We start from the raw sequence: 25,453 nt of genomic DNA, 5'->3' as shown, positions 1-25,453 counted from the left end.
CCGATAGCGCTTCGCAGGCGACTATTGGCACTGGCGAGGGCTTAAGATATGGTCTCATATGTATTATTCGGCTCGCCCATCCGGCGGCCACCCACACCACAACAACGATCAGGAGCGACCCCACCATGACCCAAGCGACCCGAGCCGACTGGGAAGCCCGCGCCAGCCAACTGCGCATCGAAGGCCGCGCCTTCATCGACGGCCAGTACCGCGACGCCGCCGACGGCGCCACCTTCGACTGCCTCAGCCCGGTGGACGGGCGCCTGCTGGCCAAGGTCGCCAGCTGCGACGCCGCCGATGCCGAGCACGCCGTGCAAAGCGCCCGCGCCGCCTTCGAGGCAGGCACCTGGTCGCAGCAGGCGCCGGCCGCGCGCAAGGCCGTGCTGGTGCGCTTCGCCGAGCTGCTGGAGGAGCACGCCGAGGAGCTGGCGCTGCTGGAAACCCTGGACATGGGCAAGCCCATCGGCGATTCGCTGAACGTCGACCTGCCCGGCGCGGTGGACAGCCTCCGCTGGAGCGGCGAGGCCATCGACAAGGTCTACGACGAAGTGGCCGCCACCCCGCGCGACCAGCTCGGCCTGGTCACCCGCGAAGCGGTGGGCGTGGTCGCCGCCATCGTGCCGTGGAACTTCCCGCTGATGATGGCCAGCTGGAAGCTCGGCCCGGCCCTGGCCACCGGCAACTCGGTGATCCTCAAGCCGTCCGAGCGCTCGCCGCTGACCGCCATCCGCATCGCCCAGCTGGCGCTGGACGCCGGCCTGCCCAAGGGCGTGCTCAACATGCTGCCGGGCTACGGCCACACCGTGGGCAAGGCCCTGGCGCTGCACATGGACGTGGACACTGTGGTGTTCACTGGCTCGACCAAAATCGCCAAGCAGTTGCTGGTCTACGCCGGCGAATCGAACATGAAGCGCGTGTGGCTGGAGGCCGGCGGCAAGAGCCCGAACATCGTCTTCGGCGACGCTCCGGACCTGCAGGCCGCCGCCGAGTCTGCGGCCGCGGCCATCGCTTTCAACCAGGGTGAAGTCTGCACCGCCGGCTCGCGCCTGCTGGTGGAAAAATCCATCAAGGCGCAGTTCGTGCCCATGGTGGTGGAAGCCCTGAAAGGCTGGAAAGCCGGCCACCCGCTGGACCCGGACACCAACGTCGGCGCCCTGGTGGACGGCCGCCAGCTGGAGCAGGTGCTGGGCTACATCGAGGCCGGCAAGGCCGAGGGCGCCCAGCTGATGACCGGCGGCCGCCAGGTACTGGAGGAAACCGGCGGCACCTACGTAGAGCCGACGCTGTTCGACGGCGTGAGCAACGCCATGAAGATCGCCCGCGAGGAAATCTTCGGCCCGGTGCTGTCGGTGATCGAGTTCGAAGGCGCCGAGGAAGCCATCCGCATCGCCAATGACACCCAGTACGGCCTGGGCGCGGCGGTCTGGACCCGCGACATCACCAAGGCCCACCAGACCGCCCGCGCCCTGCGCGCCGGCAGCGTGTGGGTGAACCAGTACGACGGCGGCGACATGACCGCGCCCTTCGGCGGCTTCAAGCAGTCGGGCAATGGTCGGGACAAGTCGCTGCATGCGTTCGACAAGTACACCGAGTTGAAGGCGACTTGGATCAAGCTCTGAGGCGGCGCTTGCCGGCTGCGTCGAGGCGCCTTTCGTAGGAGCGAGCAAGCTCGCTCCTACGGTCCAGGCCGGCGAGGCTCCTCATAGGATGGGTTGAGCTTGCGAAACCCATGCGGCCGCGGTGATGGGTATCGCTTCGCTCAACGCCATCCTACGAAAAGCTGTGCTTCCTGGCACCGTAGGAGCGGGCCCTGCCCGCGATTCGCGCGCAGGGCGCGCTCCTACAGTGGGCACGGTGCTGGGGCAATCCGTAGGAGCGGATCTCATCCGCGAATCGCGCCGGAGATGACGGCTATCGCGGAGAAGCTCCGCTCCTACAAAAGCACCAAGCCCCCAATCACAACCGCCCCAGAAAATCCCCCAGCAACGCCCGGCAATTCCCCTTGTTCACCCCCTCCCGCTCGGCAATCTCCGCACGAATCCGCTCCGGCAAATCCCCCGCCTCGGCCATGAAGCGCCGACCCTCCTCACTGCGCCGCCAGTAGGCGATCCAGGTATCGAACATCTCCGTATCGATCTCCGGGTGGAACTGCACACCCAGGCTGCGCCCATGGCTATAGGCCTGAGCCGCCAGCTCGGTGGCGCCCAACAGGGTGGCACCCGGCGGCGGGGTGAAGGCGTCGAAATGGAAATTCAGCCACGGACCACGGAAGGCCCAGTCCGCCTGCGGGGTGTCGATGGGCGTCCAGCCGATCTCGGCCTGGCGGTTGCGGTACACCTCGCCGCCCAGGGCGCGGGCCAGCAGTTGGCTGCCGAAGCAGATGCCCCAGGTCGGCACGCCGCGCGCCTGCACGGCCTTCAACCAGGCCAGTTCGCCGCCCAGCCAGGGCACGCGGTGGTCGTAGGCCGACTCGGGGCTGCCCAGCACCAGCAGCAGTTCCAGGCTCTCCGGCGGCGGCAGGCCTTCCTCTACGCAGCGCAACTCCAGGTCGATGCCCTGCTCGGCGAACAGCTCCGGCAGGCAGCCGGCGACGTCGGCGGCGTCGTGCAGCACGGCGATGGCACGGGATGGTTTCATGGCGCTTTCTCCTTAAAAGATTTTAAAACAGATTTTTTATTTGCCTCATCCGCTGCGCTGAAACCCGCATGAAACCTGGACTCTTGCTTTCACGAGCAGCCAAGCCCCACCCAAATGGCACCGGAAAGGCGAAAAAAGCCTGTTGAAAACTATGAAACCATATTTTAAATTCAAATCCATCCCCCGCCGCCCACCGACGGCGGATGGCGGCGCCGCCCGGCATCGCCCATCACAACAACAGCGCACCGCCCAGCGGCGGCAAGCGCCAGAACGGAGGTGTCCGAATGACCACCAGCGCCCCTACCCGCCTCGATGACGCGCCCTACCTGGATGTCAGCGACCCGAGCTTCTCCATCCGCTCCCAGGCGGTGATGGATGCCCGCGCGCAAAGCTGGTTCGCCCGCACGCCCTATGGCATCGCCGTGCTGCGCTACGACGAGGTGAACAAGCTGCTGCGCGACCAGCGCCTGCGCCAGGGCAGCTACGCCTGGCCCGCGCACAACAACGCCAGCGGCAGCTTCGCCGACTGGTGGATGCGCATGCTGCTGAGCAAGGAAGGCGCCGACCATTCGCGCCTGCGCCGCCTGGCCAACCCGGCCTTCGCGCCCAAGCTGGTGAAGCAGATGATGCCGGACTTCCAGCGCCTGGCCGGCGACCTGATCGCGCAGTTCGAAGGCCGCGGCGAGTGCGAGTTCGTCAGCGAGTTCGCCGAACCCTACGCCACCCAGGTGATCTGCCTGTTGCTCGGCCTGCCGATCAGCGAATGGAAGGGCCTGGCCGACCTGGCGGTGGAGATGGGCCTGGCCCTGGGCGTCACCTTCAAGCGCGACGAGGCGCGCATCAACGCTGCCACCGACAAGCTGTTCGGCTACGCCCGCCAGGCGGTGGAAGCGCTCAAGCGCAACGGCCTGGGCGAGGACTTCCTCAGCAGCCTGGTGCGCGCCAACGAAGAGGACAAGAACGCCCTCAGCGACCAGGAGCTGTACGACATGATCGTCCTGGCGATCTTCGGCGGCATCGACACCACCCGCAACCAGCTCAGCCTGGCCATGGACACCTTCCTCCAGCACCCCGCGCAATGGGAGCTGCTGGGCAACGACGCGGAACTGGCCCGCGCCGCCGTGGAAGAAGTGATGCGCGTGCGCCCGACCGTCACCTGGGTGACCCGCGAGGCGCTGGAGGACTTCGAATACCAGGGCCTGCACATCGCCAAGGGCACCACCGTGCACCTGTTCAGCCAGGCCGCCGGCAGCGACCCGCACGCCTTCGAGGACGCCAGCTTCGACATCACCGCCAAGCGCCTGCCGCACTTCGGCTTCGGCGCCGGCGCGCACCACTGCATCGGCCACTTCATCGCCCGCGGCGACATGACCGCGGCCCTGGCCCTGCTCGCCCAGCACCTGAAGCATCCGGCGCCCAACGGCGAGGCCGAATGGCTGCCGGACAGCGGCAACACCGGCGCCACCCGCCTGCCGATCCGCTTCGACGCGGTGCCGGTGAAATGAACGCGCCCAGCGTAGCCATCGTCGGCAGCGGGCCCTCGGCCTGCTACCTGGCCCAGGCCCTGCGCAAGCACTGGGCGGACGCGCAGATCGTGCTGCTCGAACGCCTGCCCGCGCCCTTCGGGCTGGTGCGCTACGGCGTGGCGCCGGACCACCAGGGCACCAAGGCGGTGTGCCGGCAGTTCGAGCGGCTGTTCGAGCGCGAAGGCGTGGCATTCCTCGGCAACCTGGAAGTGGGCCGCGACCTGTCCCTGGAGCAATTGCGCGAGGCCTTCGACCTGGTGGTGCTCGCCACCGGCCTGTACGGCGACCGCCGCCTGGGCATCCCCGGCGACGAGCTGCCCGGCGTCTACGGCTCCGGCCACGTCACCCGGCTGTTCAACGGCCACCCGGACGAGCACGGCTTCGCCCCGGCGTTCGGCCGCCGCGTGGCCATCGTCGGCAACGGCAACGTGGCCATCGACGTGCTGCGCCTGCTGGCCAAGTCGGCCGAGGACTTCGCCGGCTCCGACATCGCCGAGGCGCCGCTGCTGGCGCTGCTGGCCGAAGGCGTGGAGCGCATCGACATCCTCGGCCGCTCGCCCGCCGCCCAGGCCCGCTTCGACCCGGTGATGCTGCGCGAGCTGGGCAAGCTGGCCGGGGTGCGCATCCGCATCGAGGACCTGCCGCCGGCAGACGCCCCCTATGCCAACGCCGCCGAGCAGGCGCGCCTGGACGTGCTGCGTGCGCTGGCCGCGCAGGAGCAGCCGGCAGCGGGCCGCGAACTGGTGTTCCGCTTCGGCTGGACACCCCAGGCCATTCACGGCGCCGCAAGCGTCGAAGCCCTGGAACTGCGCCACGCCGACGGCCGCGAACTGCGCCTGGAGGTGGACAGCCTGGTCAGCGCCATCGGCTTCGAAGAAGCGGCCGACGGCCTGCTGCAACGCGACGCCCTGCTGGGCGCCAGCGCCGACCTCGAACGGGGCCGCCTGGACGACGGCCTCTACTGCGTCGGCTGGCTGCGTCGCGGCCCGCGCGGGACCATCCCGGAAAACCGCCAGGACGCCCGCCTGGTCGCCGAAGCCATGGTCGCCGACCAGCAGGCCACGCCGCGCAACGGCCGCCCCGGCCTCGCCGCCCTGCCCGCCGGGCTGCGCGAACGTGGCGTCGGCTACGCCCAGTGGCAGCGCATCGACCACGCCGAAACCCGGGCCGCCGCCCCCGGCCGCGTGCGCCGCAAGATCACCGACCGCGCCGGCATGCTCGCCATTGCCCGCAGCCCCCAGGAGAACCCCGCATGAACATCCTCATCCTCTTCGGCACCGAGACCGGCAACGCCGAGATGGTCGCCGACGACCTCGCCGACGCTATGGGCGCCGACTACCCCACCCAGGTCCGCGACATGGCCGCGTTCGACCCGGCCGGGCTGAACCCGCAGGACTTCCACGTCATCGTCTGCTCCACCTACGGCGACGGCGAGCTGCCCAACAGCGCCCAGCCGTTCCACGCCGCGCTGCAAGGCCAGCGCCCGGACCTGGCCGGCCTGCGCTTCGCCACCTTCGGCCTGGGCGACAGCTTCTACGAGACCTTCAACCGCGGCAGCCGGATCATCGCCGATGCCCTGGTGGAACTGGGCGCGCAGCAGGTCGGCGAACACGGCCAGCACGACGCCTCCAGCGGCGAGCTGCCCGGCGACGCGGCGCTGGCCTGGGCCAAGGGCCTGCTCGGGCAGATCTGAGGAGAACGCCATGCGCCTGTGCATCATCGAGAACGGCCTGATCCCCGAGGAACTGCAGGACGCTTTCGGCAGCTACCCGGCGATGATCGAAAGCTGGCTGGCCCCGGCGCTGCCCGAGGCGGACTTCACCTACGTCTCGGCGGTGCGCGGCGAGCCGCTGCCCGAGGCCACCGCCTTCGACGGCTACCTGCTGACCGGCTCGCGCCACAGCTGCTACGAGCACAGCCCCTGGATGCTGCACCTGGTGGCCCTGCTGCGGCGTCTGCGCAGCCTGCGCCGGCCGGTGTTCGGTATCTGCTTCGGGCACCAGATCATGGCCGACGCCTTCGACGGCCGCACCACCCGCGCCGAGGTCGGCTGGGGCGTCGGCGCCCAGGCCTACCGGTACGACGCCGAGGGCCTGGAGGACGCGGCCACCCTGGTGTTCCACCAGGATCAGGTCAGCAGCCTGCCGCCGCAGGCGCGGGTGGCCGGCGGTTCCGCGCATTGCCCGCACGGCGTGCTGGAGTACGCCTTCCCGGCGCGCTCGGTGCAGTTCCACCCGGAGTTCAGCGTGGACTACCTGGCCGCCCTGCTCGACCGCTACGGCAACGGCCTGCTGCCGGCGGACGTCACCGCGCGGGCCTGGGAATCGCTGCAGCGGCTGAGCCCGGACAACCGGCAGATCGCCCGCTGGGCCGCCGCCTTCTTCCGCGAACACGCCCGCCCGGCCTGTTCCCCGTTCATCCCCTAGCCCGGCACTTCGCAGAGAGGTTCCGTTCTTCGCCCAAAAACATATAAACACAGTTTGTAAATTTAAATTCATCCGCCATCGCAGCGTGCCTTGCCTGCCGCTGCCCGAGGAGAACCCCGAAATGACAGCGCTCGATCTACACAAGGAATACAACACCAGCTCCGCCGTCGCCCAGGACCTCGCCGCGCGCATCCGCGAATCCGGCGTGGAGTACCTGTACTACCAGGTGGTCACCCTCAGCGGCCGCGTGCTGGCCAAGGTGGTGCCGGCCAAGCACCTGCTGCGCAACCTGGAGAAGGGCGTGCAGTTCCACCGCACCGCGCTCTCCGACCTGCAGAGCACCCGCGCCGGCGTGCTGCTCGGTGGCGGCGCCCAGGCCGCGGAGTTCACCGCCATCCCCGACGTCAGCAGCTTCAACGTGCTGCCCTGGGACAAGTCCATCGGCAGCTTCTTCTGCCGCCTGTACGAGCCCGACCACCGCCAGGAAGTGGCCGGCCAGGTGCTGGCCACCGACGCCCGCGGCCTGCTGATCGACAGCCACAAGGCCTTCACCGCCGACACCGGGCTGAGCCTGAAGACCGGCTGCGAACCGGAGATGACCTGGTTCGGCGACAAGCTGGAGGTCAAGGTGCGCCCCGGCGCCAGCCCGGCCTACCACCTGGGCAACCTGGAGACCATGCGGCCGATCTTCCAGCGCGTGATGCAGTATGCCGGCGCCATGGGCCTGGACATGATCGAGGGCGACTACGAGGACCCGGGCCAGCTCGAACTGAACTGGATGTTCGACGACTGCCACCTCACCGCCGACCGCCTGGTCACCTATCGCCTGATCTGCCGCCAGGTGGCCAACGAGTTCGGCGTGCGCGCCAGCTTCATGCCCAAGCCCACCACCGGCAGCATGGGCAGCGGCTGCCACCACAACTTCAGCCTCTGGCGCGGCGAGCAGAACGTGCTGGCCGAAGCCGGCCGCCGCGAACTGCACCTGACCGACACCGGCCGTCACGCCCTCGGTGGCCTGCTGGCCCACGCCCCCGGCTCGATGCTGGTGATGGCCTCCACCGTGAACTCCTACAAGCGCTTCTGGGACGCCGGCCTGTTCGCCCCCAACCGCCTGAACTGGGGCATGGACAACAAGACCTGCACCGTGCGCCTGTCGGCCAACGGCCGCCTGGAATACAAGTTGCCCGACGCCAGCGTGAACCCCTACCTGTCGCACACCCTGCTGCTGGCCGGCATCCGCGACGGCCTGGAAAACCGCACCGACCCGGGCGCCCCGGACAACAGCGACAGCATCCCCGCCGCCCGCGAGAACGTGCGCATGCCGATGACCCTCGGCGAAGCCGTGCAGGCCTTCGACGAGGACGCCGTGGTGCGCGGCGCGCTGCCGCCGGCGATGGCCGAGCTGTACCGCGACCTCAAGGCCGACGAGTGGGCGCGCTACTGCTCCGTCGTCACCGAGTGGGAAGCCAAGATGTACATGGACTACCTGCCATGAGCGGCGTATTGCGCGTTCTCTGCGCCGACCTGCCGGCCCCGCCGCTGTTCCACAAGGATGCCGAGGGCTACCGCCACGGCTACGAGTCCGACGTCGCCCGCGCCCTGGCCAAGCACCTGGGCCGCGAAGCGCAGTTCGTCTACCGCAACTGGGCGGACTTCTACCCGGCGCTGCAGGCCGGCGACGCCGACATCCTGCTGTGCGGCCAGGGCATCTCCAACTACCGCCTGACCCTCGCCGACTTCACCGCGCCCTACGCGGTGTTCGACGAGGCGGTGATGGTGCTGCGCGGCAGCCTGGTGCGCAGCCCGGCGGACTTGGTCGGCAAGCGCGTCGGGGCGATAGCCAACAGCCTCAACATGGCCCTGGCGGAAACCTTCGAAGGCTGCGTCACCGTGCCCTTCGGCGGCGACACCGACGACGTGCTCGGCGACATGGTCCGGGCCCTGCGCGAAGGCCACATCGACGCCCTGGTGGACGACGACGTGGCACTGGTGCCGCTGGCCGAGGAGCCCGACCTGGCCATCGGCTTCAGCGTGCCCACCCACAACCGCTGGGGCATCGCAGTGAAGCGCGGCCAGGGGCCGTGGCTGGACGAGGTGGACAGCGCCCTGGCGGCGCTGAAGGCCGACGGTGAACTGCAACGCATCTGGCAGCAGTGGATGCCGAGCCTGGCCTACCCGTTCTGACACAACTCGCGGCAATCGGCCGCCCCCTGGGGGCGGCCGCTTTCTACATTGAACTCTGAGTATGAGGTTATACTGCGCCAGCCCCTCACCCCCTCCGGCCCTTACAGGAGTTCTGGCTCCGGCGCCCAGCACCCGCCGCGGCCGCAACGCAGCATGAATGGATCCTCACCCACCGCTCCCGGCCCCTTCATCCGCCTGCGCCAGGAAGGCCGCACCGAAGAGGTCGTGCGCCGGCTGATGGACGCCATCGACCTCGGCCTGTTCGCCGAGGGCCAACAACTGCCCAGCGAGACCGAGCTGGCCATGCAGTTCGGCGTGGCCACCGTGACCCTCCGTGAAGCCCTGGCCTACCTGCGCCAGCGCGGCGTCATCGAGACCCGCCGCGGGCGCAACGGCGGCAGCTTCATCCGCGCCATCGAGGAAATCCCCGCCGAGATCGTCTTGAGCCGCCTCGACGAGCTGAGCACCATCGACCTGCGCGACCTCTGCGACGAACACATCGCCATTTCCGGCACCGCCGCGCGCCTGGCCGCCCGCCGCGCCTCCCGCGAGCACCACCAGCACCTGGCGCAGTACATCGAGACACTGGGCAAGGCCACCACCCGCCACGAACGCCGCCGCGCCGACGCGCGCTTCCACATCGAGATCGCCGTGGCCTCGCAGTCGGTGCGCCTCACCCACGCGGAAATCCGCCTGCAGGCGGAGATCGGCGAGCTGCTCTGGCTGCCGGTGCCCGGCGCGCCCGGCGTGGAAACCATCCAGCAGGAGCACACGGCGATCCGCGAGGCGATAGTCGCCGGCGACCCGAACCTGGCCGGCGCCCTGGTCGAGGCCCACGTCAACCGCGGCATCAAGCGCCTGATCGACATGAAGCTGGAACTCCTGGCCCAGGAAGCGCCCTAGGCCGAACGGCCCCACGTAGGAGCGCGCCCTGCGCGCGAATCGCGGACAAGGTCCGCTCATTGTTTTCTGGGTTCCCGCGTTCGCGGGAATGACGGGGTGAGAGTCGTTTTTTCCGGCGTCATTCCCGCGAACGCGGGAACCCAATAAACAGCACGATGATGGGTATCGCTTCGCTCAACCCATCCTACGGGGGGTCGACTGCGTACACCTGTAGGAGCGGGCCCTGCCCGCGATTCGCGCGCAGGGCGCGCTCCTACAGGTGGATTCGGAGCCGGGGCGTTGTAGGCGCGGAATCCGTTCGCGAGCAAGCTCGCTCCTACGAGAAGCAGACACGGCCGATTGGCACAACCCTTGCCCTGTTTTTCCCCTGCAAACCTCTGATTTAGGATTTTTATCCGCCGGAGGTCCGCTTCCCCTTAGAACAAGAGACTCCAGGCCATGGCGAGCGCAGTGTGTGAAACCCCGTTGGACGAGTGCGCCCAGCGCATCGACGTGTCGATCAGTAACATCTTTGCCCAGATCGACACCCTGGCCAACGCCATCGACAGCATCTGGCGCGAGGCCGACGGCAGGCCCGTGGATTCCGCCGACCTGGCCAGCCTGCGGCCGCTGATCGAAGGCTGCCTGACGCAGCCCGGCGCCTGCCTGCAGGGTTGCGGCGTGGTGCTGCAGCCGGGCGTGCTGCGCGACCAGGAAATGTACCTGGAGTGGCGCCAGCTGGGCGCCGGCGGGCGCACCGTGCCGCTGAGCCTGAACTTCAACCGGCGCAGCGAGAACTTCTACGACTACTGCGCCATGCCCTGGTTCGCCATCCCGCGCGACAGCGGGCGCAGCAGCGTGGTCGGCCCCTACGTCGACCTCTACGGCCAGGACATGTACATCCTCACCTTCTCCCGCCCGCTGCTGCTGGAAGGGCGCTTCCTCGGCGTGGCCGCCGCGGACATCGCGCTGAACCGCTTCGAGCGGGTGGTCACCGCCAAGCTCATGCGCCTGGAGCACGAGGCGCTGATCCTCAGTGGCGAGGGCCGGGTGGTGGCGGCCAACACCGCCAACTTCATCGCCGGCGAGATAGCCAGCCTGGGGCTGGCCACCGACGCCCGCTGCCAGCGCGCCAACCTGGCCGAGCAGTCCGCCCACTGGACCCTGGTGCAGCTGCCGGAGAAGCGCCACCGCGCAGCCTGAGCCCGCCAGTGCTCCCGAAGGGAGCAATGCGGCGTTACTCCGCCCCATTTTCGCTCCCCGCCGGGGCACTGCGCTGCCCTGGCGGCCCCGTCGTCCGGGCCGTTGCGCGCAAGAGCCCACCGCTCTAGCTCCAGCCTTCCCACCTTCCAGCGCAGATCGCCCAATAAAACATTTTAAATCATATGTAATATGGCATAGGCTGTGCTTGCTCCACGCAGGCGGCCGCCGCTGTTACCCAAGCCAGGCCGCCCCGGTTTTCACCGCTGCCGCCACACGCCGTGGGCAGCGGGCTCCCAGTCCCGATCCATCTGTTCAATGCCGACGTGCATAGCCATACAGGAACAATAACGATGAACAGTCCGATCCAACCCGGCATCGCCCCGGTCGACCGCGACGCGGAACAGCTCCGCGCGCTGGGCTATTCCTCCAACTTCGAACGCAGCATGAGCCTGTGGCAGAACTTCGCCCTGGGCTTCACCTACCTTTCGCCGGTGGTCGGCGTGTACAGCATCTTCGGCCTGTGCCTGGCCGCCGGCGGGCCGCCGATGTTCTGGTCGTACCTGCTGGTGGGCCTGGGGCAGATGCTGGTGTGCCTGATCTTCTGCGAGGTGGTTTCGCAGTTCCCGATCTCCGGCGGCGTGTACCCCTGGGCCCGACGCCTGGTGGGCAAGCGCTGGGCGTGGATGGTCGGCTGGATCTACTCGGTGTCGCTGTGCGTGACCATCGCCGCGGTGGCCCTGGGCGCCGGCCCCTACGTCGCCACGCTGCTCGGCTTCGAGGCCGACCCGGCGACCAACACCCTGATCGGCCTGAGCCTGACGCTGATCGCCACCCTGCTCAACCTCAGCGGCACCAGGCTGCTGGCGCGGGTGGCCATGTTCGGCTTCCTCTGCGAGCTGATCGGCGCCATCGTCATCGGCGGCTACCTGCTGATCTTCGAACGCCACCAGCCGATCTCGGTGCTGTTCAACACCTTCGACATCCGCATCGACGGCGCCTACTGGCCGGCGTTCCTCACCGCCTCCCTGGCCGGCATGTTCCTCTACTACGGCTTCGAGGCCTGCGGCGACGTCGCCGAGGAAACCCCGAACCCCAGCCGGCGCATTCCCAAGGCCATGCGCATGACCATCTGGATCGGCGGCGGCGCCTCGATGTTCGCCGCCCTGGCGCTGATCCTCGCGGTGCCGGACATCGGCGCGGTGATCTCCGGCGCCGACAAGGACCCGATGACCACCATCTTCGACGGCGCCTTCGGCCCGCTCGGCGCGCGCCTGGTGATGCTGGTGATCCTGGTGTCGTTCGTGTCCTGCGTGCTCAGCCTGCAGGCCGCCGCCAGCCGCCTGCTGTACTCCTACGCCCGCGACGAGATGGTCATGGGCAGCCGCCTGCTGCAGCGCCTGTCGCCCAACACCCATGTGCCCACCGCCGCCCTGGTGGTGTGCGGGGTGATCCCGGCGATCATCGTGTGCATCGGCTTCTACCTGCAGAACGCCATCGGCACCGTGGTCAGCTTCGCCGCCATCGGCATCTACCTGGCCTTCCAGATGATCGTCGGCGCCGCCCTGTTCGCCCGCCTGCGTGGCTGGAAGCCCAGCGGCGCCTTCACCCTGGGCAAGTGGGGCTGGCCGGTGAACATCGCCGCCCAGGTCTACGGCCTGCTGGCGATCATCAACATGTCCTGGCCGCGCACCCCGGATGCGCCCTGGTACATCAACTACGGGATCATCCTGGTGGGCAGTATCGTGATCGCCGTGGGCCTGGTGTACATGACGGTGTTCAAGCCCTATGACAAGGGCACTGCGCCGGCAGGGGACGCCTGGAAGCTGGCCCGGCATTGAGGGTGGGTTGTTGAGAAGAGCGCCCGGTGAATGCCGGGCGTTTCTTTTTGAGCGGGGTTAGGAGCTGAAGAGCACCCTCTCCCCAACCCTCTCCCTGAAGGGAGAGGGTTGGGGAGAGGGCGCTCTCATGCCCGGCACCGGCATGCCCGGGAAACTCTGTTCGCGAGCAAGCTCGCTCCTACAAAAGCAACTGCCACACCTCAACCAACGATCGCCTCGAACCCCTGGCGGATCTGCTCCTCCGGCAGGTTGTCGCCGATGAACACGATCACGCTCTCGCGCGCCTCCTCGCCCCAGGGAGTGTCCCAGTCGAAGCCGTACAGCCGCAGCACGCCCTGGAACACCAGGCGGCGTTCCTCGCCCTGGATGTTCAGCACGCCCTTGTAGCGCAGCAGCGAGTTGCCGTGCCATTGCAGCAGGTCGTCCATGAACTCGCTCAGGCGTTCGATGTTCAGCGGCTTGTCGCTGCGCAGCACCAGGGTGCGGATGCGGTCGTCGCTGGCCGCCACCGGGCGCAGCGGCTGCAGCGGGCGCAGGCCGAGGTCGGCGTTGAGGTTGAAGCCGCGCACGTCGAGCAGGCGTTCCAGTTCGATGCGGCCGTGGTCCACCGGGTGCAGCTCGGCGCGCCGGTTGATGCGCTGCAGGCGTTCGGCCAGGGCCAGGTACTGCTCGGCGCTGACCAGGTCGCGCTTGCTCACCAGGATGCGGTCGCCGAAGCCGACCTGGGCCTGGGCGATGGCTTCCTGCAGGTGGCGGTCGGCGTTGGCGGCGTCCACCAGGGTGATGATGCCGTCGAGCAGGTAGCGCTCGCGCAGCGTCTCGTCGACGAAGAAGGTCTGCGCCACCGGCGCCGGGTCGGCGAGGCCCGTGCATTCGATCACCAGGCGGTCGAAGGCGATCTCGCCGCTGTCGCGCTGCTCCAGCAGCAGGTACAGCGAACGCTCCAGGTCGTTGTTGATGGTGCAGCAGACGCAGCCGTTGGACAGCGTCATGACCTGCGCCGGGGCATCGCCCAGCAACTGGCCGTCGATGGGGGCGTCGCTGAATTCGTTCTCGATCACCGCGATCTTCAGGCCATGCTCGGCCTGCAGGATGTGGCGCAACAGGGTGGTCTTGCCGGCGCCGAGGAAGCCGGTGAGCACGGTCACCGGAATCTGCGCGGGCACTACGGAATCACTCATGGGAACCATCCGGGCAGGAAAATGAAAACGGGCCGCTCGCTGGCGGCCCGTCCGTTTATACACCCATCCGCGGCTTCAGCAGCAACGGATCGGTCGCCCCTTGCCGCCGCCGTAGCGTGCCTCCTGGCGTTCGCGGAAGAACTCCTTGTAGCTCATCACCGGCTTGTCCGGGTGCTTGTTGCGCATGTGCTCGACATAGGTGTCGTAGTCGGGCATGCCCACCAGCATCCTGGCGGCCTGCCCGAGGTACTTGCCCATGCGGCTGAGGTCATTGAACACGTGTCACCTCCTGCCTCAGGCCTCGGGAATGGGCTGGAACGGCGCTTCCTTGTCGGTGCGCTCCTTCTTGGTCCAGGCCTTGGCGCCGACCTTGATGGAGTACACCAGCACGCTGAACACCACCAGCAGGAACAGCACGGTGAGACCGGCGTTGATGTAGGCGTTGAGCATCACCGTCTTGACCTGGGCGAGGTCCTTGGCCGGGGCCAGGACCTGGCCGGCGTCCAGCGCGGCGCCGTACTTCTGCGCCAGGGCGACGAAGCCCACCGCCGGGTTGCCGTCGAAGATCTTGATCAGGCCCGCGGCGCTGGTGCAGATCAGCAGCCAGGCCGCCGGCAGCGCGGTGACCCACACGTACTGCTGGCGCTTCATCTTGATCAGCACCACGGTGGCGAGCATCAGGGCGATGCCGGCGAGCATCTGGTTGGAGATGCCGAACAGCGGCCACAGGGTGTTGATGCCGCCCAGCGGGTCGACCACGCCCTGGTACAGCAGCCAGCCCCACAGCGCCACGCAGCCGCCGGTGCCGACGATGTTGGCGCCCCAGGAGTCGGTCTTCTTCAGCGACGGGACGAAGTTGCCCAGCAGGTCCTGCAGCATGAAGCGCCCGGCGCGGGTGCCGGCGTCCACCGCGGTGAGGATGAACAGCGCCTCGAAGAGGATCGCGAAGTGGTACCAGAAGGCCATGGTGTTCTCGCCCGGCAGCACCTGGTGGAGGATGTGGGCGATGCCCACGGCCAGGGTCGGGGCGCCGCCGGCGCGGGCCAGGATGGTGGTCTCGCCGATGTCCTTGGCGGTCTGGGTGAGTATTTCCGGGGTGATGGCAAAGCCCCAGCCGCTGACGGTCGCGGCCACCGCGGCGACGTCAGTGCCGACCACCGCCGGCGGGCTGTTCATGGCGAAGTAGATGCCCGGCTCGATCACCGAAGCGGCGACCATGGCCATGATCGCCACGAAGGACTCCATCAGCATGCCGCCGTAGCCGATGTAGCGGGCGTCGGGCTCGCGGTTGAGCAGCTTGGGCGTGGTGCCCGAGGAGATCAGCGCGTGGAAGCCGGACACGGCGCCACAGGCGATGGTGATGAACAGGAAGGGGAACAGGCTGCCCTTCCACACCGGGCCGGTGCCGTCGGTGAACTGCGTCAGGGCCGGCATCTTCAGCTCCGGCATGACGATCAGGATGCCGATGGCCAGGGCGACGATGGTGCCGATCTTCAGGAAGGTCGACAGGTAGTCGCGCGGGGCCAGCAGCAGCCACACCGGCAGCACCGAGGCGATGGCGCCGTAGCCGATCAGCATCCAGACGATCTGCACGCCGTGGAAGGTGAACACCGGCGCCCATTCGGGGCTGGCCGCGACCTGCCCGCCGAGCCAGATGGAGCCCAGCAGCAGGGCCACGCCGACCACCGAGATCTCGCCGATGCGGCCCGGGCGGATGTAGCGCATGTACACGCCCATGAGGATCGCGATCGGGATGGTGGCCATCACCGTGAACATGCCCCAGGGGCTTTCCGCCAGGGCTTTCACCACGATCAGGGCGAGCACCGCGAGGATGATGATCATGATCAGGAACGCGCCGAACAGGGCGATGGTCCCCGCCACCTGCCCCATTTCCTCGCGCACCAGTTCACCCAGCGAGCGCCCGTTGCGGCGGCTGGAGATGAACAGGATCATGAAGTCCTGCACCGCGCCGGCCAGGACCACCCCGGCGATCAGCCAGAGGGTGCCGGGCAGGTAGCCCATCTGCGCGGCGAGCACCGGGCCCACCAGCGGGCCGGCGCCGGCGATGGCGGCGAAGTGGTGACCGAAGAGGATGTGCTTGTTGGTCGGGACGTAGTCCAGGCCGTCGTTGTTGAGCACCGCGGGGGTGGCTCGGTTGGGGTCCAGTTGCATCACCTTCTCGGCGATGAACAGGCTGTAGTAGCGGTAGGCGACCAGGTAGATGGCGACCGCCGCTACCACGATCCACAGGGCATTGATGGCTTCGCCGCGGCGAAGCGCCACGACTCCTAAGGCACATGCTCCGACTATCGCCACGATCGCCCAGGCGATGTGACGTAGCAGGCTGTTGTTATTGTTCATGGCGATGCTTCCGACTGTTGAAGGGCGAGAATTCGCAGGAAAAATTCTAGTCCTTTCCGGCGAGTCATTTATACGACCTTAGTCTAGAGCCGTTGCAACGATATTGCCGCCTGAAAAGGGGCGGTCTGGTGTCGCGGCCCGCGTCGCGCAAACCGCTCTGCGTCGAGGGTTTGCGCGCGGGCCGGAGCGGGCTGGGAAGCTCAGGCGGGTTGCTTGGCGTAGCGCGCCAGGGTGGCGTCGCGCTGCATCACCGCCAGGGTGTTGGCGTAGACCTGTTCGCTGGTGGCGTCCTGGCTGGCGAAGATTTCGCCGAAGTGCTGCCGGGTGACCTGGGCAAAGTGCGCGCGGTCCTGCGCCTGCACGCCGAGCAGGGTGGCGTAGGCGTCCAGCGCCTCGCCGTGGCCCCTGGCCATGTCCTCGGCGATGCTGTCGAGCATGCCGTTCATGGCCAGGACCGAGCGGCCGCTGTAGCGGATACGCACGTTGGAGTCGCAGCCGTTGGTGCCGGAGGTGAGGCCGAAGGTGGCGTTGCCAGAGGTGCCGTTGGTGGTAGTGGCCAGCAGGTGCGGGAGCAGCCCGCGCTGGCCTTCGAAGAGCAACTGGCCCCAGCCGCAGCCCTTGCTGCTGGCGTCATCGGCCTGGGCCAGCAGGCTCGCCGACGCCAGAACCCCGAGGATAAGCCCCTTTCCCAGAATCTTGTTGTCCATGCTCCGCTCCGCCTTGGTTTGATGGGGAACCGCCCTAGCAGCTTTGGCGACGCCCGGACGGCTGTCAAACCGCCGGCCGGCGATGCGACGGGCGACAGGGGCTTGGCTATAGTGAGGCGAACGCAAATCGGCCGGAGAGCCCCCCCATGAGTGACGATCACGCTGAACGACGGCGCTTCAGCCGCATCGCCTTCGACGCCAGCACCGAGGTCGCCCAGGACGGCCAGCGCTGGAAGGCCGAATTGCAAGACCTGTCGCTGCAGGGCCTGCTGGTGACCCGCCCGCCGGGCTGGAACGGCGACCCGGGCAAGCCCTTCGAGGTGCGCATCTACCTGGGCTTCGACGCCAACATCTACATGGAGGCGGACCTGGCCTGGGAACGCGAAGGCCTGCTGGGCTTCATCTGCCGGCACATCGACCTGGACTCCATCAGCCACCTGCGCCGCCTGGTGGAACTCAACCTGGGCGACGCGAGCCTGCTGGAACGCGAGCTGACGGCGCTGGGGGAGCAGGCGTAGGGCGTACAACCGTTCGCGGTTGTACGCCGTTTGACCCAGGGTATGGCCCGCGCCCAGGTCAGCCTCGGGGCTGCCGGGAATCACGGTTAACCGGCGGATAACGTCGAACGTTATCCGCCCTACGCCGCCCCACCCACGCCATTCCCATGTAGGAGCGGGTAGCACGGCATTCCTCCCCCGTAGGAGCGGACCTTGTCCGCGATAGCCGGAACTATCGGCGCGATTCGCGGATGAGATCCGCCTACGCCGCCCCACCTGCGCCATTCCCCTGTAGGAGCGCGCCCTGCGCGCGAAATCGCGGGCAGGGCCCGCTCCTACAGTTCGCTGGGTAGCACGGCATTCCTCCCCCGTAGGAGCGGACCTTGTCCGCGATAGCCGGAACTATCGGCGCGATTCGCGGATGAGATCCGCCTACGTCGCCCCACCTGCGCCATTCCCCTGTAGGAGCGCGCCCTGCGCGCGAATCGCGGGCAGGGCCCGCTCCTACCGTATGGGCGAACACGGCTTTTCGTAGGAGCGAGCTTGCTCGCGAATGAGCCCCGCTACGGAATCTGTTCGCGAGCAAGAACTAGGCGTCCCCCTCGCTCCTACGAAGGGCAACTCGGCGCTGGCTATTCGAACAACGCATCCAGCGCCTGCTCCAGGCGCGTCACCGGGATCACCTGCAGCCCCGGCGGGGCCTCCTTGGGGGCGTTGCCCTGGGGCACGATGGCGCGCTTGAAGCCGTGCTTGGCGGCTTCCTTCAGGCGCTCCTGGCCGCTGGGCACCGGGCGCACCTCGCCGGACAGGCCGACCTCGCCGAACACCAGCAGCTGGTGATCCAGCGGCCGGTTGCGCAGGCTGGACATCACCGCCGCCATCAGCGCCAGGTCCGACGCGGTTTCCAGCACCTTCACCCCGCCCACCACGTTGAGGAACACGTCCTGGTCGTAGGTGGGGATGCCGCCGTGGCGGTGCAGCACCGCCAGCAGCATGGCCAGGCGGTTCTGGTCCAGGCCCAGGGTGACGCGCCGCGGGTTGGCCAGGTGGCTGGTGTCGACCAGCGCCTGCACCTCCACCAGCATCGGCCGCGAGCCCTCCCAGGTGGCCATGACCACGCTGCCGGGCACCGATTCCTGGGCGCGGGTGAGGAAGATCGCCGAAGGGTTGGAGACCTCCTTCAGACCACGGTCGGTCATGGCGAAGACGCCCAGCTCGTTGACCGCGCCGAAGCGGTTCTTCACCGCCCGCAGCAGGCGCAGGCGGCCGTCGGACTCGCCCTCGAAATACAGCACGGTGTCGACCATGTGCTCCAGCACCCGCGGGCCGGCCAGGGCGCCTTCCTTGGTGACGTGGCCGACCAGGAAGATCGCCGTGCCGCTCTGCTTGGCGAAGCGCACCAGCAGCGCGGCGCTCTCGCGCACCTGGGCGACGCCGCCGGGGGCCGATTGCAGCTGCTCGGTGAAGATGGTCTGGATGGAGTCGATCACCATCACCTTGGGCTGCTCGTGGCGAGCGGTGGCGATGATGGTCTCGATGCAGGTCTCGGTCATGACCTTGAGCTTGTCTTCCGGCAGGCCCAGGCGCCGCGCGCGCATGGCCACCTGCTGCTGCGACTCTTCGCCGGTGACGTAGAGCGCCGGCATGCGGCTGGCGATGCTGCACAGGGTCTGCAGGAGGATGGTCGACTTGCCGATGCCCGGGTCGCCACCGATCAGCACCACGGAGCCGTCCACCAGGCCGCCGCCCAGGGCGCGGTCGAGCTCGTTGGAAGCGGTGCTGAAGCGCGGCATCTCCTCGACGCTGACTTCCGCCAGGGTCTTGATGTTGGCCTGCTGCCCGGCCCAGCCGCCGCGCCCGGAACTGCCGGAACCGCCGGTGGGCGTGGTGTCGACGACGGTCTCCACCAGGGTGTTCCAGGCGCCGCAGTCGGCGCACTGGCCGGCCCATTTGGGGAAGGTGGCGCCGCACTCGGTGCAGCCGTACATGCGCTTGGCCTTGGCCATGGGCGGACTCCGTCGAAGACAAAGCCCGCATCATAGCGGTTCGCGCCGGGCGCTTCAGCCCGGCGCGGCAATGGCCGACGGATGCCGCCGGAGGATCAGCCCGCCAGCAGGCGGTACTGGCTCTCCATGTCGTAGCGCAGGCCTTCGCGGCGCATGATCAGCGAGGCCAGGGTGCAGTCGGGGCGTTCGATGCCCTCCTCCACCCGGCTGATGCGCTGGTCGAGCAATTCGTACTGCAGTTTCAGGCGCACCAGGCGCTCCTGGGCCCGGCGCGGGTCGAAGGGGGTCTTGGCCTGCTTGCGGAGGGTCTTGCCGAGGGGACGCTGCTCTTTACGCATGGCGAATCACCAGCAGTAGAAAAGGATGTCCGAAGACTACGCCCGACCTCGGCGAGCCCCCTTGATATCGATCAAGCTCAGGCTGAACGCTGCAACAGTTCGGCGATCTCGTCCTTCAGGGCGACCCGCTGCAGCTTGAGGTTGTTCAGCGCCAGGTCATCCAGCGGCTCGCGCCCGTCCTCGATGTCGTAGATGCGCCGGTCCAGCTCCTCGTAGGTGCCGGCCAGGCGGGTGAAATGGCTGTTCTCGCCGATGAGCTTGGCGATCTTGGCGCGCTGATCGGGAAACTCACGGGCCAGGGGATGGTGCTCCAGCGGCATGGCGGTCCTCCTTACTGCGTGGGTGGATGATTCCCTTCAGCCTAGACCACCACCGAATTTCGCCCAGCGCCGCCGGTCATGCCGGAACTTTTGCGCTGGCGGCTGTCCATGGCGGCTCGGGGGGAGTGTTCAACGCCGGCGCGGCCGCTAAACTCCCCCCTGTCCCTCTCTATCCCTACAAGGAGTCTGTGCATGAGTCTGCTTAGCGAGTTCAAGGCCTTTGCCGTCAAAGGCAACGTGGTCGACATGGCCGTCGGTATCATCATCGGGGCCGCCTTCGGCAAGATCGTCTCGTCCTTCGTCGGCGACGTGATCATGCCGCCGATCGGCCTGCTGATCGGGGGGGTCGACTTCTCCGACCTGGCCATCACCCTCAAGGCCGCCGAGGGCGACGTCCCGGCGGTGGTGCTGGCCTACGGCAAGTTCATCCAGACCTGCCTGGACTTCCTGATCGTCGCCTTCGCCATCTTCATGGGCGTGAAGGCCATCAACCGGCTCAAGCGCGAAGAGGCCGCCGCCCCCGAAGCGCCGCCGGCGCCGACGCCCGAGGAAGTGCTGCTGACCGAGATCCGCGACCTGCTGAAGAACCAGCAGAACCACAGCTGAACCAGCCCCGCGCGCCGTCAGGCGGCGCGCGGCGGTTGCAGCAGCAGGCGCTCGACGCGCCGCTCCTTCACTTCCAGCACCCGCAGGCGCCAGCCGCGGTGCTCCAGTTCGTCACCGGCCGCCGGCAGGCGGTCCAGCAGGTGCAGCGCCAAGCCGCCCAGGGTGCGGCAGTCCTCCGGCGCCTGGCCGCGGAAGCCGATGCGCTCGGCCAGCAGCGCCAGGGTGGTGGCGCCGCGCACGCGCCAGCCATCGCTGCCCTTCTCGATGTCCGGGCCGGTCATCTCGCTGGCGTCCGGCAGTTCACCGGCAATCGCCTGGAGAATGTCGGTCAGCATCAGCAGGCCCTCGAAGCCGCCGAACTCGTTGACCACGAAGGCCACGTGGGTCGAGGCCTGGCGCATCTGTTCCAGGGCGCCGAGCACGCTGCAGCTGTCCGGCAGGTTCAGCGGCGCCCGCAGCAGCGGCTCGATGTCCGGCTGGCGGCCGGCGAGGATGGCCTTGAGCAGTTCCTTCTTGTGCACGTAGCCCAGCGGCTCGTCGACCTGGCCGGCGCGGATCACCAGCAGGCGCGAGAAGGGCGAATCCAGCAGCACCTGGCGCGTCTGCCCGGCGTCGGCGTCCAGGTCGATGCGGTGCACCTCGGTGCGCTCGGTCATCACCGTGCGGATGGAGCGCTCGGCCAGCTCCAGCACGCCGCTGATTAGCACCCGCTCGCGGCGGTCGAAGGGCGCGTCGGCCGGTTCCTCGCCCAGCATGTCGGCGATCTCCTCGCCCACCTCGTCGGCCTCCACCTTGCCGCCCAGCAGGCGCAGCACCGCGTAGCGCGTGCGCTCACGCGGGCCGCGGCTGCCCTGCAGGCTGCGCCGGCGGCGCCAGCGCACCGCCTGGTTGGCCAGCTCGATGAGGATCGAGAAGCCGATGGCGGCGTACAGGTAGCCCTTCGGGATGTGGAAGCCCAGGCCCTCGGCGGTGAGGCTGAAGCCGATCATCATGAGGAAGCCCAGGCACAGCATGATCACCGTGGGGTGGGCGTTGACGAAGGCGGTCAGCGGTTTGCTGGCGACCATCATCAGGGCCATGGAGAAGACCACGGCGATCATCATCACTTCCAGTTGCTCGACCATGCCTACGGCGGTGATCACCGCGTCCAGGGAGAACACCGCGTCGAGCACCACGATCTGCGCCACCACCGGCCAGAACGCGGCGTAGACCCGCGCGCCGCCAGCCTTGTGCACGCGCCCTTCCAGGCGTTCGTGCAATTCCAGGGTGGCCTTGAACAGCAGGAACAGGCCGCCCAACAGCATGATCAGGTCACGCCCGGAGAAGGCCTTGCCGAAGACTTCGAACAGCGGTTCGGTGAGGGTCACCAGCCAGGAGATGCTGGCCAGCAGGCCCAGGCGCATCAGCAGCGCCAGCGACAGGCCGATCAGCCGGGCGCGGTCGCGCAGCTGCGGCGGCAGCTTGTCGGCGAGGATGGCGATGAACACCAGGTTGTCGATGCCCAGCACCAGCTCCAGCAGGATCAGGGTGAGCAGGCCGAGCCAGGCCGTAGGGTCCAGGAGCCACTCCATGGTCAGCTCCGGGGCGCGCGCAGGGGCGCGGCGAGGGTGTGGGGGAAGGTACTACTGAAGGGGTCGTCGGCCGCCGGGGGCGGCTCGCTCGTGTGGCAGTCCATGGGGTTCCAGGGGCTATGGATGGACGGCCATCCTAAGGGCAAAGACGCCCGCCCCTTAAGCGGGCAATCTTTTCCAAATCTTGCCTACCAGTAGTTCTCCACGGCGATCTGCCCGGGCTTGCGCGTCAGCGCCAGGCTCATGCCGCGGGTCTTCAGCGCCGTGCGGGTGTCCTCGATCATCTGCGGGTTGCCGCAGAGCATCACCCGCGAATGCTCGGGGGTGAGTTCCAGGCCGGCGGCGCGTTCCAGCTCGCCGTTCTCGATCAGCGTGGTGATGCGCGCGCCCAGGCAGCCGGGCACCTGCTCGCGGGTGACCACGGGGATGAACTGCAGCTTGTGCGCGTGCTCGGCCAGGTAGTCGCGCCCGGCCAGGCCGGCGATCAGCTCGCGATAGGCCAGCTCCTTTTCCTCGCGGGCGCTGTAGACCAGCTTGATGGTCTCGAAGCGCTCCCACACCTCGAAGTCCTGGAGGATCGACAGGAAGGGCGCAAGCCCGGTGCCGGTGGCCAGCAGCCAGAGGTCGCGGCCGTCGGGGAAGCGGTCGAGGGTGAGGAAGCCGAAGGCCTGGCGGTCGACCAGCAACTGGTCGCCCTCGCGTAGGCGGCTCAGCTCGCTGGTGAACTCCCCGCCCGGCACCACGATGGAGAAGAACTCCAGGTGCTCGTCGTGGGGCGCCGAGACCATCGAATAGGCGCGCCAGACGATGCTACCGCTGGGCTTGTACACGCCCAGGCGGGCGAACTGCCCGGCGCGGAAGCGAAAGCCCGCGTCGCGGGTGGTGCGCAGGGTGAACAGGCTGGGGGTCAGCGTCTGCACGTCGAGCAGCGTCTGACGGGTGAACTTCTCTTCGCTGGCGGTCATACTCCGCTCCCGATCCAATCTCTGCCTACAGTTTCTCCCATCGCAAGAGCGAGAAACACCGTCAGATATCAGGGCCTTTGCCTCAAACCGCGGCCGGCCTGACCTGGCGCAACGAAAAAGCGATGCCCATGCCGACCTTCCACACGCCCTTCGCCGAACTCGACCTGATCCGCCAGCCGGAGCAACGCAACGACCCGCTGCAAGCCTTCGACGCCGCCGACGAATACCTGCTGCGCCAGGTGGCCGCCGACGGCCTGGCCGGCGATTGCCGGGTGCTGGTGCTCAACGATGCCTTCGGCGCCCTGGCCGCGGGCCTGGCCGGGCACGCGCAGGTGACCAGCAGCGGCGACTCCTTCCTCGCCGCCCAGGCCCTGGGCAAGAACCTGGCGCGCAACGGCCTGGCGGAGGACGCCGTGATATTCGTCCCGGCCAGCGAAACCCCGGCGGGGCCCTTCAACCTGGTGCTGCTGCGGGTGCCCAAGACCCTGGCCCTGCTGGAGGAACAGCTGATCCGCCTGCACGGCCGCCTGGCGCCGGGCGCGCGGGTGATCGCCGGGGCCATGGTCAAGCACCTGCCGCGCGCCGCCGGCGACCTGCTGGAAAAATACATCGGCCCGGTGCAGGCCTCGCTGGCCGAAAAGAAGGCCCGCCTGCTGTTCGCCACGCCTGTGGATAAAGCCCCGGTCGCCTCGCCCTACCCCAGCCGCTACACGCTGGACGAGCCGAAGCTGGAACTGCTCAACCATGCCAACGTGTTCTGCCGCGAAGGCCTGGACATCGGCACCCGCGCCTTCCTCCCGCACCTGCCGCGCGGCCTGGGCCGGGCGCGGGTAGCGGACCTGGGCTGCGGCAACGGCGTGCTCGCCATCGCCAGCGCCCTGGCCAACCCGGAGGCCCACTACAGCCTGGTGGACGAATCCTTCATGGCCGTGCAGTCGGCCCGCGAGAACTGGCGCGCCGCCCTGGGCGAACGCGAGGCGGAATTCCACGCCGCCGACGGCCTGGCCGGACAGCCGGCGGACTCGCTGGACGTGGTGCTGTGCAACCCGCCCTTCCACCAGCAGCAGGTGGTCGGCGACTTCCTCGCCTGGCGCATGTTCCAGCAGGCCCGCCACGCGCTGGTCAGCGGCGGCCAGCTGTGGATAGTCGGCAACCGCCACCTGGGCTACCACGCCAAGCTCAAGCGCCTGTTCCGCGGCGTCGAACAGGTGGCGGCGAACCCGAAGTTCGTGGTGCTCAAGGCGAGCAAGTAGGACCGACGGTCATTGCCTTCTGCGGGGCGGCGGCGCAGGATACACACACAACTGTACACACATATCTGTGGAGGTCCTTGCCATGTCCTCGCCCACACTCCCCAGCCGCGTCTTCATGAACGGCAACAGCCAGGCGGTGCGCATTCCCCAGGAGTTCCGCCTGAACGCCAGCCGCGTGGAGATCCGCCGCCAAGCCAATGGCGACCTGGTCATCCACCCATTGCCCGAGGACCGCGGCGAGGCGTTGCTGCAGGCGCTGTCCGACTTCGACAACGAGTTCATCGAAGCGCTGGAGGAAGGGCAGCGCGAACAGCCGCCGATGCAGGAGCGGGAAGAGCTGTGAAATACCTGCTCGACACCAACATCCTCATCTACCTGCTGAAGAACCGCCCGGAATCCGTGGCCCGACGGGTCAACGCCCTGCCCGCCGACGCCGGCCTGTGCATGTCCTTCTTCACCTACGCAGAACTGCTCAAGGGCGCCGAACGCAGCACCCGGCGCAGCGAGGTTCTGCGCCAGCTGGAGCGCCTGACGCGCCAGGTGCCGGTGGTCTACGACGGCACCCCGCGCCTGTGCGAGCACTACGCGACGCAGTTCACCCGCCTCAAGCTGGCCGGCACGCCGATCGGCGCCAACGACCTATGGATCGCCTGCCACGCCCTGGCGCTGGAGGCGACCCTGGTGACGCACAACACCCGCGAGTTCGAACGCATCGACGGGCTGTGCCTGGAAGATTGGGCTGCCGAGTAGGACATCGCGGACGGAGTCCGCTGCTACGCTGCCCCAGCCGCGCCGCTCCCCTGTAGGAGCGCGCCCTGCGCGCGAATCGCGGGCAGGGCCCGCTCCTACAGGTTGCCGGCAGGCACGGTATGCCTCCCTCGTAGGAGCGGACCTTGTCCGCGATAGCCGGACGTATCGGCGCGTTTCGCGGATGAGATCCGCTCCTACGCTG

General features: G+C 68.2%; 25 protein-coding genes. 15 read left to right on the top strand and 10 right to left on the bottom strand.

What is annotated here, in order from left to right; genetic code table 11:
* The first annotated feature begins 125 nt into the window (after nt 1-125).
* Nucleotides 126-1,619 (top strand): aldehyde dehydrogenase, encoded by a 1,494-nt coding sequence (locus BM060_RS16875; RefSeq protein WP_074981221.1) that lies wholly within the window; start codon nt 126-128, stop codon nt 1,617-1,619.
* Between the two features lie 337 nt (nt 1,620-1,956).
* Here BM060_RS16875 and BM060_RS16870 read toward each other — a convergent pair whose 3' ends face one another.
* Nucleotides 1,957-2,637: a type 1 glutamine amidotransferase gene (locus BM060_RS16870; protein WP_074981218.1), complete on the bottom strand. Its 681-nt coding sequence runs from the start codon at nt 2,635-2,637 to the stop codon at nt 1,957-1,959.
* A 284-nt stretch (nt 2,638-2,921) separates the two neighbouring features.
* On the opposite strand from BM060_RS16870, the gene BM060_RS16865 reads away from it, so the two are divergent.
* The 9 genes from BM060_RS16865 to BM060_RS16825 all read left to right on the top strand — a co-directional run bounded on the left by BM060_RS16865 (nt 2,922) and on the right by BM060_RS16825 (nt 12,696).
* Nucleotides 2,922-4,142 (top strand): cytochrome P450, encoded by a 1,221-nt coding sequence (locus BM060_RS16865; RefSeq protein WP_058070073.1) that lies wholly within the window; start codon nt 2,922-2,924, stop codon nt 4,140-4,142.
* The gene (locus BM060_RS16860) at nt 4,139-5,419 is read left to right on the top strand and encodes an FAD-dependent oxidoreductase (protein WP_074981216.1); all 1,281 of its coding nucleotides are present in this window, start codon (nt 4,139-4,141) and stop codon (nt 5,417-5,419) included. Before BM060_RS16865 ends, BM060_RS16860 begins: the two co-directional genes overlap by 4 nt.
* Nucleotides 5,416-5,856, top strand: coding sequence for a flavodoxin domain-containing protein (locus BM060_RS16855; RefSeq protein WP_074981214.1), 441 nt, complete (start codon nt 5,416-5,418; stop codon nt 5,854-5,856). Before BM060_RS16860 ends, BM060_RS16855 begins: the two co-directional genes overlap by 4 nt.
* A gap of 10 nt (nt 5,857-5,866) precedes the next feature.
* Nucleotides 5,867-6,589: a type 1 glutamine amidotransferase gene (locus BM060_RS16850; RefSeq protein WP_058070075.1), complete on the top strand. Its 723-nt coding sequence runs from the start codon at nt 5,867-5,869 to the stop codon at nt 6,587-6,589.
* A gap of 121 nt (nt 6,590-6,710) precedes the next feature.
* Nucleotides 6,711-8,084 (top strand): glutamine synthetase family protein, encoded by a 1,374-nt coding sequence (locus tag BM060_RS16845; RefSeq protein ID WP_009613132.1) that lies wholly within the window; start codon nt 6,711-6,713, stop codon nt 8,082-8,084.
* Nucleotides 8,081-8,773: a substrate-binding periplasmic protein gene (locus BM060_RS16840; RefSeq protein ID WP_074981211.1), complete on the top strand. Its 693-nt coding sequence runs from the start codon at nt 8,081-8,083 to the stop codon at nt 8,771-8,773. The genes BM060_RS16845 and BM060_RS16840 overlap by 4 nt, the downstream gene beginning before the upstream one ends.
* A gap of 153 nt (nt 8,774-8,926) precedes the next feature.
* Nucleotides 8,927-9,676, top strand: coding sequence for a FadR/GntR family transcriptional regulator (locus BM060_RS16835; protein WP_074981209.1), 750 nt, complete (start codon nt 8,927-8,929; stop codon nt 9,674-9,676).
* A gap of 438 nt (nt 9,677-10,114) precedes the next feature.
* Nucleotides 10,115-10,858 carry a cache domain-containing protein gene (locus BM060_RS16830; RefSeq protein WP_074981208.1) on the top strand — a complete coding sequence of 248 codons (744 nt, stop codon included), beginning with the start codon at nt 10,115-10,117 and terminating at the stop codon, nt 10,856-10,858.
* A 350-nt stretch (nt 10,859-11,208) separates the two neighbouring features.
* Nucleotides 11,209-12,696 carry an APC family permease gene (locus BM060_RS16825; protein ID WP_074981205.1) on the top strand — a complete coding sequence of 496 codons (1,488 nt, stop codon included), beginning with the start codon at nt 11,209-11,211 and terminating at the stop codon, nt 12,694-12,696.
* 200 nt (nt 12,697-12,896) lie between these two features.
* Here the strand turns inward: BM060_RS16825 and yjiA are convergent, their stop codons facing one another.
* The 4 genes from yjiA to BM060_RS16805 all read right to left on the bottom strand — a co-directional run bounded on the left by yjiA (nt 12,897) and on the right by BM060_RS16805 (nt 16,945).
* A complete protein-coding gene (gene yjiA / locus BM060_RS16820) occupies nt 12,897-13,877 on the bottom strand; it encodes a GTPase (protein WP_074981203.1) in 981 nt (326 codons plus the stop codon).
* A 75-nt stretch (nt 13,878-13,952) separates the two neighbouring features.
* Entirely contained in the window at nt 13,953-14,156 is a 204-nt protein-coding gene (locus tag BM060_RS16815) for a YbdD/YjiX family protein (protein ID WP_009613138.1), read from the bottom strand.
* 15 nt (nt 14,157-14,171) lie between these two features.
* A complete protein-coding gene (locus BM060_RS16810; protein ID WP_058070081.1) occupies nt 14,172-16,238 on the bottom strand; it encodes a carbon starvation CstA family protein in 2,067 nt (688 codons plus the stop codon).
* A gap of 200 nt (nt 16,239-16,438) precedes the next feature.
* Nucleotides 16,439-16,945, bottom strand: a complete 507-nt coding sequence (locus BM060_RS16805) for a DUF3015 domain-containing protein (RefSeq protein WP_074981201.1) — start codon at nt 16,943-16,945, stop codon at nt 16,439-16,441.
* A 146-nt stretch (nt 16,946-17,091) separates the two neighbouring features.
* On the opposite strand from BM060_RS16805, the gene BM060_RS16800 reads away from it, so the two are divergent.
* Complete coding sequence (locus BM060_RS16800; protein ID WP_009613140.1) at nt 17,092-17,463, top strand: PilZ domain-containing protein; 372 nt, start codon at nt 17,092-17,094, stop codon at nt 17,461-17,463.
* Nucleotides 17,464-18,074: 611 nt separating this feature from the next.
* On the opposite strand, the gene radA is transcribed toward BM060_RS16800, so the two are convergent.
* The 3 genes from radA to BM060_RS16785 all read right to left on the bottom strand — a co-directional run bounded on the left by radA (nt 18,075) and on the right by BM060_RS16785 (nt 20,106).
* The gene (gene radA, locus BM060_RS16795) at nt 18,075-19,448 is read right to left on the bottom strand and encodes a DNA repair protein RadA (RefSeq protein WP_074981199.1); all 1,374 of its coding nucleotides are present in this window, start codon (nt 19,446-19,448) and stop codon (nt 18,075-18,077) included.
* A gap of 95 nt (nt 19,449-19,543) precedes the next feature.
* Entirely contained in the window at nt 19,544-19,786 is a 243-nt protein-coding gene (locus BM060_RS16790) for a hypothetical protein (protein WP_074981196.1), read from the bottom strand.
* 77 nt (nt 19,787-19,863) lie between these two features.
* Nucleotides 19,864-20,106, bottom strand: a complete 243-nt coding sequence (locus tag BM060_RS16785) for an HP1242/YdcH family protein (protein WP_074981193.1) — start codon at nt 20,104-20,106, stop codon at nt 19,864-19,866.
* A 192-nt stretch (nt 20,107-20,298) separates the two neighbouring features.
* On the opposite strand from BM060_RS16785, the gene mscL reads away from it, so the two are divergent.
* The gene (gene mscL, locus BM060_RS16780) at nt 20,299-20,712 is read left to right on the top strand and encodes a large-conductance mechanosensitive channel protein MscL (RefSeq protein ID WP_074981190.1); all 414 of its coding nucleotides are present in this window, start codon (nt 20,299-20,301) and stop codon (nt 20,710-20,712) included.
* Nucleotides 20,713-20,729: 17 nt separating this feature from the next.
* On the opposite strand, the gene BM060_RS16775 is transcribed toward mscL, so the two are convergent.
* Together BM060_RS16775 and BM060_RS16770 are read right to left on the bottom strand one after the other, a co-directional pair.
* Nucleotides 20,730-22,283 carry a TerC family protein gene (locus tag BM060_RS16775; RefSeq protein ID WP_074981187.1) on the bottom strand — a complete coding sequence of 518 codons (1,554 nt, stop codon included), beginning with the start codon at nt 22,281-22,283 and terminating at the stop codon, nt 20,730-20,732.
* Between the two features lie 188 nt (nt 22,284-22,471).
* On the bottom strand, nt 22,472-23,248 hold the full coding sequence (locus BM060_RS16770) for a ferredoxin--NADP reductase (RefSeq protein WP_061562836.1): 777 nt from the start codon (nt 23,246-23,248) through the stop codon (nt 22,472-22,474).
* Between the two features lie 128 nt (nt 23,249-23,376).
* On the opposite strand from BM060_RS16770, the gene BM060_RS16765 reads away from it, so the two are divergent.
* The 3 genes from BM060_RS16765 (at nt 23,377) to BM060_RS16755 (ending at nt 25,251) form a co-directional block, all read left to right on the top strand.
* The gene (locus BM060_RS16765) at nt 23,377-24,501 is read left to right on the top strand and encodes a methyltransferase (RefSeq protein ID WP_074981408.1); all 1,125 of its coding nucleotides are present in this window, start codon (nt 23,377-23,379) and stop codon (nt 24,499-24,501) included.
* A gap of 82 nt (nt 24,502-24,583) precedes the next feature.
* Nucleotides 24,584-24,844, top strand: a complete 261-nt coding sequence (locus tag BM060_RS16760) for an antitoxin (RefSeq protein ID WP_074981184.1) — start codon at nt 24,584-24,586, stop codon at nt 24,842-24,844.
* Complete coding sequence (locus BM060_RS16755) at nt 24,841-25,251, top strand: type II toxin-antitoxin system VapC family toxin (RefSeq protein ID WP_009613158.1); 411 nt, start codon at nt 24,841-24,843, stop codon at nt 25,249-25,251. Before BM060_RS16760 ends, BM060_RS16755 begins: the two co-directional genes overlap by 4 nt.
* Nucleotides 25,252-25,453: the final 202 nt, after the last annotated feature.

This window comes from Pseudomonas citronellolis, from assembly GCF_900112375.1.
Lineage (GTDB): Bacteria > Pseudomonadota > Gammaproteobacteria > Pseudomonadales > Pseudomonadaceae > Pseudomonas > Pseudomonas citronellolis.
This window is presented reverse-complemented; position numbering and strand designations above follow the sequence as displayed.

Coding starts and splice junctions, on each gene's coding strand:
- BM060_RS16875 (WP_074981221.1), top strand. CDS start 126: ATGACCCAAGCGACCCGAGCCGACTGGGAAGCCCGCGCCAGCCAACTG.
- BM060_RS16870 (WP_074981218.1), bottom strand. CDS start 2,637: ATGAAACCATCCCGTGCCATCGCCGTGCTGCACGACGCCGCCGACGTC.
- BM060_RS16865 (WP_058070073.1), top strand. CDS start 2,922: ATGACCACCAGCGCCCCTACCCGCCTCGATGACGCGCCCTACCTGGAT.
- BM060_RS16860 (WP_074981216.1), top strand. CDS start 4,139: ATGAACGCGCCCAGCGTAGCCATCGTCGGCAGCGGGCCCTCGGCCTGC.
- BM060_RS16855 (WP_074981214.1), top strand. CDS start 5,416: ATGAACATCCTCATCCTCTTCGGCACCGAGACCGGCAACGCCGAGATG.
- BM060_RS16850 (WP_058070075.1), top strand. CDS start 5,867: ATGCGCCTGTGCATCATCGAGAACGGCCTGATCCCCGAGGAACTGCAG.
- BM060_RS16845 (WP_009613132.1), top strand. CDS start 6,711: ATGACAGCGCTCGATCTACACAAGGAATACAACACCAGCTCCGCCGTC.
- BM060_RS16840 (WP_074981211.1), top strand. CDS start 8,081: ATGAGCGGCGTATTGCGCGTTCTCTGCGCCGACCTGCCGGCCCCGCCG.
- BM060_RS16835 (WP_074981209.1), top strand. CDS start 8,927: ATGAATGGATCCTCACCCACCGCTCCCGGCCCCTTCATCCGCCTGCGC.
- BM060_RS16830 (WP_074981208.1), top strand. CDS start 10,115: ATGGCGAGCGCAGTGTGTGAAACCCCGTTGGACGAGTGCGCCCAGCGC.
- BM060_RS16825 (WP_074981205.1), top strand. CDS start 11,209: ATGAACAGTCCGATCCAACCCGGCATCGCCCCGGTCGACCGCGACGCG.
- yjiA (WP_074981203.1), bottom strand. CDS start 13,877: ATGAGTGATTCCGTAGTGCCCGCGCAGATTCCGGTGACCGTGCTCACC.
- BM060_RS16810 (WP_058070081.1), bottom strand. CDS start 16,238: ATGAACAATAACAACAGCCTGCTACGTCACATCGCCTGGGCGATCGTG.
- BM060_RS16805 (WP_074981201.1), bottom strand. CDS start 16,945: ATGGACAACAAGATTCTGGGAAAGGGGCTTATCCTCGGGGTTCTGGCG.
- BM060_RS16800 (WP_009613140.1), top strand. CDS start 17,092: ATGAGTGACGATCACGCTGAACGACGGCGCTTCAGCCGCATCGCCTTC.
- radA (WP_074981199.1), bottom strand. CDS start 19,448: ATGGCCAAGGCCAAGCGCATGTACGGCTGCACCGAGTGCGGCGCCACC.
- BM060_RS16790 (WP_074981196.1), bottom strand. CDS start 19,786: ATGCGTAAAGAGCAGCGTCCCCTCGGCAAGACCCTCCGCAAGCAGGCC.
- BM060_RS16785 (WP_074981193.1), bottom strand. CDS start 20,106: ATGCCGCTGGAGCACCATCCCCTGGCCCGTGAGTTTCCCGATCAGCGC.
- mscL (WP_074981190.1), top strand. CDS start 20,299: ATGAGTCTGCTTAGCGAGTTCAAGGCCTTTGCCGTCAAAGGCAACGTG.
- BM060_RS16775 (WP_074981187.1), bottom strand. CDS start 22,283: ATGGAGTGGCTCCTGGACCCTACGGCCTGGCTCGGCCTGCTCACCCTG.
- BM060_RS16770 (WP_061562836.1), bottom strand. CDS start 23,248: ATGACCGCCAGCGAAGAGAAGTTCACCCGTCAGACGCTGCTCGACGTG.
- BM060_RS16765 (WP_074981408.1), top strand. CDS start 23,377: ATGCCGACCTTCCACACGCCCTTCGCCGAACTCGACCTGATCCGCCAG.
- BM060_RS16760 (WP_074981184.1), top strand. CDS start 24,584: ATGTCCTCGCCCACACTCCCCAGCCGCGTCTTCATGAACGGCAACAGC.